The sequence below is a fragment of the Streptococcus lactarius genome (assembly GCF_016642265.1).
Lineage (GTDB): Bacteria > Bacillota > Bacilli > Lactobacillales > Streptococcaceae > Streptococcus > Streptococcus lactarius.
The window spans coordinates 138,496-144,747 of sequence record NZ_MRXX01000004.1 but is presented as its reverse complement, the minus strand read 5'-3'; the positions used below and the strand labels follow the sequence as shown (position 1 = coordinate 144,747).

Below are 6,252 nucleotides of genomic sequence, written 5' to 3'. Positions count from 1 at the left end.
ACAATCCAAAAACAAGAAGGTCTGAGTTGTGCTTGCAGTTTCCTACAGATAGAATGCTCAAAAAAAGCAGGCCAGAACAAATGATGAAACATTCATTCTTTCCTGCTTTTTTGTATGGTTCAAATTATTCTGCTAGAAGAGCGTTAGCTATTTACCTCGGCTTTCTATGCATTCCTTTTATAATCCTGGTTCTTGACCAACTTCAGCTGCTACCATCCAGATGTTCTTTTCAAGTTCTGCTTTTGCTCCAACAAAGATATCGTTGGTTACATCGTCACCTTCAGCATCTGTAACATCCAAAGCTTTTTGGTACACCCCATCCAAGTAACGGAAGATTTCAAGAACACGTGTCAAACTTTCTTCCACATTTTTAGTAAATGTTCCACGGCGTTCTTCAATGTTGCTGTGTTCCAAAAATTCTGTCATACTTGAGTAAGGAGCACCACCAATTGTGATCAAGCGTTCACTCACTTCATCCAAAGTAGCATCCAAGCTATCCATGTATTCATCCATTTTTGGATGCCATACAAGGAAGCCACGTCCACGCATATACCAGTGTACTTGGTGAAGGGCAATATGAGCTACATAGAGATCCGCTACCACTTGGTTCAAGATCGCTTTTGTTTCTGGAAGACTTTCTTTATTTGAAGATGCAAATGTTGCTACATCCGTAGCAGCTTCATGTTTTAACATTGTCATATCATTTCTCCTTTTTATAATGATTCTAATTAACTATGTCTTTATTATATGCCTAGTCACTAGGAAAGTCAAGATAAAAGACTTAAAAAAATAGGATATTTACAATTGGAATAGTTGTCAATTATAGCAAGATACGATAGAATGAAGAAGACAAATTGAAAGGCAGATTTCATGAAATACATTTTTACCTTCTTGATCTCCATGGTGCCACTTGTTGAGTTGCGTGGAGCTATTCCTTTTGCCATTGCAAATGGCATTTCCTTGTGGACCGCCCTCTTCATCGGCGTGATCGGAAATCTTCTCCCTGTCCCTCTTATCTTCTTTTTCGCCCGTCGCACACTCACCTGGGGTGCCAATAAACCCATCATCGGTGGCTTTTTTAGCTGGTGTCTGGAAAAAGGCCATAAGGGAGGACAAAAGTTAGAGAAAGCCGCAGGAGATAAGGGAATCTTCTGGGCCTTATTGCTCTTTGTTGGCATTCCCCTTCCTGGGACAGGCGCCTGGACAGGGACCCTTGCTGCTTCTATCCTAGACTGGGATTTCAAACGTAGCAGTCTCGCTGTTATGCTTGGAGTAATTCTAGCCGGCCTCATCATGGGGACTCTTTCCCTGCTTCTAGGAATCGATACCTTCGCACATTAACCAAAAATGATTTCATTTCAGATCATATCTTCTCTGAATCTTCGGTAATGTCTGATATTTTCTGAAAACAAAGTTTGTTAATATTATAAAACAGCTTAAACAATGATACAAGATATTTCCCATACCAAAAAGAGGTTCCCATCGAAACCTCTTTTGTTTATTCTTAGTTGTTAAGAGCTGCTGCCATTGTAGCTGCCACTTCTGCTTCAAAGTCATTTGAAGCTTTTTCGATTCCTTCACCAACTTCAAAGCGAACGAATTCTACTACTGAAGCGTTAACAGATTCAAGGTAAGCTTCAACTGTCTTGCTATCATCCATGATGTAGACTTGTGCAAGAAGAGTGTAGGCTTGGTCAACTTTGGTGTTGTCCAAGAAGAAGCGGTCCATTTTACCTGGGATGATTTTATCCCAGATTTTTTCTGGTTTGCCTTCAGCTGCCAATTCAGCTTTGATGTCTTCTTCAGCTTGTGCTACAACTGCATCTGTCAATTGAGCTTTTGAACCAAATTTCAAGTGTGGAAGAGCTGGTTTACCAACCATTGCACGGCTTTCGTTATCTTGGTCGATCACGTGGTTCAATTGAGCCAATTCATCTTTGACAAATTGTTCGTCCAATTCTTTGTAAGAAAGAACAGTTGGTTTCATCGCAGCGATATGCATTGACAATTGTTTAGCAAGAGCTTCGTCTCCACCTTCAACAACTGAGATAACACCGATACGTCCACCGTTGTGTTGGTAAGCACCGAAGTGTTGTGCATCTGTTTTTTCAAGCAAAGCAAAACGACGGAATGAGATTTTTTCACCGATTGTAGCAGTTGCAGATACGTATGCAGCTTCAAGCGTTTCACCTGAAGGCATTGTCAAAGCAAGAGCTTCTTCGTTGTTAGCTGGTTTTCCTTCAGCGATGACTTTCGCTGTTTCGTTTACCAAGTCAACGAATTGAGCGTTTTTCGCAACGAAGTCTGTTTCAGCGTTGACTTCAACAACTGCTGCTACGTTACCGTTCACATAAATACCAGTCAAACCTTCAGCGGCAACACGGTTAGCCTTCTTAGCTGCTTTAGCCATTCCTTTTTCGCGAAGCAATTCGATCGCTTTTTCGATATCACCATCTACTTCAACCAATGCTTTTTTAGCGTCCATGACACCGGCACCAGATTTTTCACGCAATTCTTTTACAAGCTTAGCTGTAATTTCTGCCATTTTTGTTCTCCTATATTTTTTAATAAAATAAGAGGGTCGGGCTGAGCCCTGCCCTCTTAGGTTTCGTTACGTATTGAATAGAATTAAGCGTTGTCGCCTTCTACAACTTCAACGATTTCTTCGATTGAATCAGCTTGACCTTCAGTAGCTGCCAATTCAGCTTCTACTGTTGCAACACTGTCTTCACCTTGACGACCTTCGATAACAGCGTCAGCCATTTTCGCAGTGATCAATTTAACAGCGCGGATAGCGTCATCGTTCGCTGGGATGATAACATCGATATCATCTGGGTCAGTATTTGTGTCGACCATTGCTACAACTGGGATACCCAATTTCTTAGCTTCTTTAACAGCGATTTGTTCTTTGTGTGGATCCACAACGTACATTACGTCTGGGATACGAGGCATGTCTTCGATACCGCCCAAGAATTTTTCAAGACGAGCGCGTTGTTTGTTCAACAATGCAACTTCTTTCTTAGGAAGAACTTCAAAAGTTCCATCTTCTTCCATGCGTTTGATTTCTTTCAAACGAGCGATACGTTTTTGGATGGTTCCCCAGTTTGTAAGAGTTCCACCCAACCAACGGTGGTTGATGAAGTATTGACCTGAACGAACTGCTTCTTCTGCAACAGCATCCGCAGCTTGTTTCTTAGTACCTACGAACAAGATGACTGCATCGTTTGCAGCTGCATCACGCATGAAGTCGTATGCTTGGTCTGCATATTTTACAGTTTGTTGCAAGTCGATCACGTGGATTCCGTTACGTTCTGTGAAGATGTACTTCGCCATCTTAGGGTTCCAGCGACGAGTTTGGTGACCGAAGTGTACACCAGCCTCAAGAAGTTGTTTCATTGAAATTACTGCCATGAGTAAGTTCTCCTTTTTGTTTTTTTCTCCTCTCTCAGACGTCAACTTGCAGCACGACCACAAGGGCAACGGTGCCACAATGGATCCGAGATGAGTATTTGCTGTCTTAGACAACTCTATTAGTATAGCAGAAATCCCTAGAATTCGCAAGCTATTTGAGATATTTTTTCCCGTCAATCGCTTTCACTTGCTGAAGAATTGTTTGACTCAAAAAGTTTTTCTTGACCAATCTTGATTTTTAGGTTACAATATTATATGTTATGGCGGTATAGCCAAGTGGTAAGGCACGGCTCTGCAAAAGCTTGATCGTCGGTTCAAATCCGTCTACCGCCTTGATAATAAAATTTTTTATCATCTTTTATCTTTTAAAAATTCCCCTAGCAATAGGGGTTTTTTGTTGTCATTTGCTCCTTTTCTTGATTATTGATATAATAAGGCACGCGCGATTAGCGCTTTACTTTAGAAAGGGGTTTTATGAAAAACATTCGACTTTATACAATCGGACTTCTCTCACTGCTAACACTCGCTTCGTGCTCACCTGCTAATTCTGGGCAACAAGCAAAAGCAACTTCTAGTTCAAGAAAGCCGATCAAACAATCCTCTACTAAAAAATCATCCAGCATTCCTCTAGTAAACACAAGAGTGCTTCTTCTGAAAGCTCCAGCTCAGATGATTTTTCAGATCGCTTCAGCATGGATCCTGATGACGGGGCTTCTCTCCAATATGTTCCTGGAGCTGCATCCATTCCTGAGATCGAAAAACTCAAAAACCTCCACCCTACCACTGGTTTTGTATTAAGAACCGAAGATGGCCAAGAAGTTGGTGGGCCTAAAGCTAGAAGCAGTTACGACGACGTAGTTGCAGCCTTTGGTCAGCCCATGGATAGTACAGACAGTGCGAATCCTGGCAACGGGGTTAATGTCTGGGTGACAGACAATGGCGATATCATGGCTTTCTTCCGCAATAATGTCCTAACAAATATTACCTTCCGTTTGAAAGGTGGCGATGCCAACCACCAATCTACTGGCAGCATTTCAAAATCTGATTCAGCAAAATCCGCCCTTGAACGTCTCGGAAAACCCTATGCCATCATGCGTTCAGAATCTGGGACCAGCTATATCTACAAAGATAGCAACGGAGATGAATCTAGCTTCGCTACACAAGGAAACAAGATCTTCAGCGTCATGTCTGCTGCAGACACCAAGCGCTTACAAGGCATCACTGGTCTGGATAAAAAGCAATAATAAGCAATCAAAAGAGGCTGGGACAAAAGTCCTAGCCTCTCAATTATTTTTGGATTGTCGAGCAAAACGCAGTGGTTGAGTGCTCAAAGCACTGCTTTGAGGTGGCGGATAGAACGTATCCTAAGTCTTTGTTCGCTTTTTAAGCTTCAAAGATGCCCTATGTTGACGGAAACTATGTTTCCTTTATCTGCAACCTTCAACAGTCTCCCAGACTGTTGAAGCTGTCCCACTCTCTCTTTTTCTTACAATTCAGCAATTTGGTTCAAGTTCACTTCTGCAACCGTATCGTTACCGAACATAGAAATGACCATTTTCACCTTGTTGTTATCAATTTCTGTGATCTTACCAGTATAGTCTGTGAAGGCACCGTCGATGATACGAACTGTATCTCCCACTTTGACATCCAAGTCAAACTCTTGAACAGTTTGACCCATAGAGAGCAAGATACTGCGGATTTCTTCTTCCAACAATGGCGTTGGTTTTGAACGGTTCCCGTGTGATCCGACGAAACCAGTGACGTTCGGTGTATTCCGAACAACAAACCAAGCTTCATCTGTCATGACCATTTCCACCAAGACATAACCTGGGAAGCGGTTTTCTTCGATTTCTTTGGTCTTCCCATTTTTCTCTACTTGCACCGTTTGCGTTGGAATCTCTACACGCAAGATGTTTTCCAACATATTGTATGTTTGCGCACGTTGCAAAAGATTTTCTTTTACCTTATTTTCATATCCTGAGTAGGTTTGTAGTACAAACCAGCCTTTATCAAAACTGTCCATTTGGGCATCCTTTCTTTCTTTTTAGCCTGCTCGAAAGATCTCTGAACATACTAAAAAAAGCCACTTGGCTTTCGTTTTCCTAGCTTCATTATACCACATTTTGCCGGAATGCAAAGGGGTTTGCTGATTTATTTTTAAGAAAAGACCATAAAAAGTGGGAGTGGGAAAGAACTCTGACTTGTTAAAAAGAGTTCGTTTTCCCACCCCCGCACAGTTGATTAGGCCATCTTTGAAGCTTAAAAAGCGAACAAAGGTGCCAATCAACCACTGCGTCTTGCAGTTATTCCTATCAAAAATCAAAGGCTGGACAGTTTTTGCCCAGCCACTTGGCTTTTCTTCTTAAAAGAAATTGATCATGTGCAATAGGCCTTTTGCAATGACTTTATCAAACAAATAAATCAAAGCAACAAAGAAAGCGGTGTACTCAATCACTGAGATAAAGTTTTTCCATCTTTCCTTGCGATTTGGCCAAGTTGTATCTTTTAGTAAGACGAAAATATCTTTAATGAATTTCACAACTCTCTCCTATCGTGTTTCTTTATGGATGGTATATTTGCTGCAATGTTTGCAGTATTTGTTGACTTCTAGACGTGTTGGCTTGGGCGTTCCACTCAATTTGATGGAGTAGTTGCGTGATCCACAAACCGTACACGCTAGACTTGCTTTTTTTAATGCCATAACGCCTCCGTTCACCCCATTATAGCAAGTTTTCTGCATTTTGACAAGATCAGAAATCCCCACCTCCAGAAAAAAGGAAATATAAAGCGTTATCACTCTGGTTTTCACCTCATTTTTGGTACAATAAAACAAAAGGAGAT

The 6,252-nt window shown here is 41.5% G+C and carries 9 protein-coding genes and 1 tRNA gene; 3 read left to right on the top strand and 7 right to left on the bottom strand.

Translation table 11 applies throughout. The annotated features are described in order from the left end of the window. Positions 1-177: 177 nt before the first annotated feature. Positions 178-699 carry a Dps family protein gene (locus BTU61_RS04010; protein ID WP_200772428.1) on the bottom strand — a complete coding sequence of 174 codons (522 nt, stop codon included), beginning with the start codon at positions 697-699 and terminating at the stop codon, positions 178-180. A gap of 171 nt (positions 700-870) precedes the next feature. Here BTU61_RS04010 and BTU61_RS04005 point away from each other — a divergent pair, with 171 nt between their 5' ends. Continuing rightward, on the top strand, positions 871-1,341 hold the full coding sequence (locus tag BTU61_RS04005; protein ID WP_200772427.1) for a COG2426 family protein: 471 nt from the start codon (positions 871-873) through the stop codon (positions 1,339-1,341). Positions 1,342-1,504: 163 nt separating this feature from the next. Here BTU61_RS04005 and tsf read toward each other — a convergent pair whose 3' ends face one another. Both tsf and rpsB read right to left on the bottom strand, forming a co-directional pair. After that, complete coding sequence (gene tsf, locus BTU61_RS04000) at positions 1,505-2,545, bottom strand: translation elongation factor Ts (RefSeq protein ID WP_200772426.1); 1,041 nt, start codon at positions 2,543-2,545, stop codon at positions 1,505-1,507. A gap of 83 nt (positions 2,546-2,628) precedes the next feature. Beyond that, on the bottom strand, positions 2,629-3,411 hold the full coding sequence (gene rpsB, locus BTU61_RS03995; protein ID WP_003016971.1) for a 30S ribosomal protein S2: 783 nt from the start codon (positions 3,409-3,411) through the stop codon (positions 2,629-2,631). A 262-nt stretch (positions 3,412-3,673) separates the two neighbouring features. Between rpsB and BTU61_RS03990 the strand changes: the two genes are divergently transcribed. After that, positions 3,674-3,744 (top strand) — tRNA-Cys (locus BTU61_RS03990). A gap of 158 nt (positions 3,745-3,902) precedes the next feature. Here BTU61_RS03990 and BTU61_RS10250 read toward each other — a convergent pair. Continuing rightward, the gene (locus BTU61_RS10250; protein WP_234700076.1) at positions 3,903-4,049 is read right to left on the bottom strand and encodes a hypothetical protein; all 147 of its coding nucleotides are present in this window, start codon (positions 4,047-4,049) and stop codon (positions 3,903-3,905) included. A 54-nt stretch (positions 4,050-4,103) separates the two neighbouring features. Between BTU61_RS10250 and BTU61_RS03985 the strand changes: the two genes are divergently transcribed. Beyond that, on the top strand, positions 4,104-4,655 hold the full coding sequence (locus BTU61_RS03985) for a hypothetical protein (protein ID WP_234700075.1): 552 nt from the start codon (positions 4,104-4,106) through the stop codon (positions 4,653-4,655). 242 nt (positions 4,656-4,897) lie between these two features. Here BTU61_RS03985 and nusG read toward each other — a convergent pair whose 3' ends face one another. The 3 genes from nusG to rpmG all read right to left on the bottom strand — a co-directional run bounded on the left by nusG (position 4,898) and on the right by rpmG (position 6,112). After that, positions 4,898-5,434 (bottom strand): transcription termination/antitermination protein NusG, encoded by a 537-nt coding sequence (nusG, locus tag BTU61_RS03980; RefSeq protein WP_003002077.1) that lies wholly within the window; start codon positions 5,432-5,434, stop codon positions 4,898-4,900. Between the two features lie 339 nt (positions 5,435-5,773). Further along, a complete protein-coding gene (gene secE / locus BTU61_RS03975) occupies positions 5,774-5,950 on the bottom strand; it encodes a preprotein translocase subunit SecE (protein WP_187538358.1) in 177 nt (58 codons plus the stop codon). 9 nt (positions 5,951-5,959) lie between these two features. Continuing rightward, entirely contained in the window at positions 5,960-6,112 is a 153-nt protein-coding gene (gene rpmG / locus BTU61_RS03970) for a 50S ribosomal protein L33 (RefSeq protein WP_187538360.1), read from the bottom strand. Between the last annotated feature and the right edge of the window lie 140 nt (positions 6,113-6,252).